Annotated in this window: 1 pseudogene; it reads left to right on the forward strand. The window is 70.7% G+C overall.

Annotation, left to right across the window (positions count from 1 at the left end):
* A pseudogene (locus tag CCN44_RS41380) lies at positions 1–1,296 on the forward strand (D-alanyl-D-alanine carboxypeptidase); the annotation flags it as partial.
* Positions 1,297–1,320: the final 24 nt, after the last annotated feature.

Here is a 1,320-nt window from a genome sequence, read left to right on the forward strand (position 1 = left end):
ACCCAGCAGCCGCTGCCGCCCAAGCCCCCGCTGGACCTGCTGGCGGAGCTGACGAACACGCCGCCGCCCCCGGAGACCCCGGTCCGCACGCTCGTGCGCCGGATCAAGATCTGGACCCCCCTGGTCCTGCTCCTGGTGATCGTCTTCGCGGTCGTACAGGCCTTCCGCCCGCTGCCGTCCCCCACCCTCACCCTCACCGGCGAGGACACCTACACCTTCGACGGCGGCCGGACGAACCTGCCGTGGCCCGGCGAGGGCCAGGGCTGGATGGACGTGGACGGCGTCGGCACGATGGGCCACTTCGGCAAGCAGACCCCCGTGGCCATCGGCTCGGTCGCCAAGACGATGACCGCGTACATCATCCTCAAGGAGCACCCGCTGAAGCCGGGCGAGGAGGGGCCGAAGATCAAGGTCGACGCGACGGCGGAGAAGGAAGGCGGCTACAACAAGGCCGGCGAGTCCACCCTCGACACCGTCAAGGCCGGTGACCACCTCACCGAGAAGCAGGCCCTGTCGGCCGTCATGATCCCCTCCGCCAACAACATCGCGCGGCTCCTCGCGCGCTGGGACGCGGGCTCGGAGGAGGCGTTCGTGAAGAAGATGAACGCCACCGCCAGGGAGCTGGGGATGACCGACACGACGTACACCGACCCGTCGGGCCTGAAGGAGACCACCGTCTCCACGGCCGAGGACCAGGTGAAGCTCGGCCGCGCGTTCGTCAAGGTACCGGCCCTGGTCGCCATCAGCAGCGCGGCCAGCTGGACGGACCCCTCCGGCCGCTTCTGGCCGAACTACAACGAGCTGCCGTTCAAGATCGGCGCGATCGGCATCAAGACCGGCAGCACCACCGCGGCCGGCGGCAACCTGCTCTTCGCCTCCCGCAAGGAGGTCGGCGGGCGGACGGTCACGCTGGTCGGCGCGATCCTCGGCCAGCACAAGCGGGAGATCCTCGCGACGGTCAACGCGGTCAGCAAGACCGCGCTGCTCGCCGCGCAGGACGCGCTGACCTCGAAGAAGATCCTGAAGAAGGGCGACGTGGTCGGCTACGTGGACGACCGGCTCGGCGGCCACACCCCGATCGTGGTCACGAAGGACGTCACGGCGGCCGGCTGGGCCGGTCTGAAGGTGAAGCTGTCCTTCGCCTCCGGGACCGTGCCGCACACCGCGAAGGCCGGCACCCGGGTCGGGACGCTCACCGTGGGTGACGGTACGCCCGCCGCGGTGAAGGTCCCGGTGGCCCTGGAGAAGGATCTGGCCGAGCCCGGATTCGGCGCCAAGCTGACCCGGCTGGGCTGACCGGGCCGGGCCGCCCGCCCCGCC

Origin of the sequence: Streptomyces tricolor, assembly GCF_002155905.1 — a bacterium.
Taxonomy (GTDB): domain Bacteria; phylum Actinomycetota; class Actinomycetes; order Streptomycetales; family Streptomycetaceae; genus Streptomyces; species Streptomyces tricolor.